Here is a 270-nt window from a genome sequence, read left to right on the forward strand (position 1 = left end):
TTTGTTGGCCTATCAGATAAGTCAGTCGCAACCACCCGCGAGCAAGGGGCGTCCTTCAAAGGCAAATCCTTTATTGGTCGAAGTGGATAAAATAGCGCCTCGGGACTTTCAGGTCACGGTAGAGTCCTATGGTGTTCTGAAGGCTAATACCCGGACGAATCTGTTGTCCCTGGTCTCGGGACAGGTTTTAAAGGTCAGCCCTGCTTTTCAGCGGGGTGCTTTTGTCCAAGAGGGTCAAGTCCTGTTGGTGATCGATCCGCTTGAATATGA

At 50.7% G+C, this 270-nt stretch carries 1 pseudogene; it reads left to right on the forward strand.

The annotated features are described in order from the left end of the window. Nucleotides 1–73: 73 nt before the first annotated feature. Nucleotides 74–270, forward strand: a pseudogene (locus A3729_RS33915) (efflux transporter periplasmic adaptor subunit); the annotation flags it as partial.

Source organism: Oleiphilus sp. HI0043 (genome assembly GCF_001634935.1).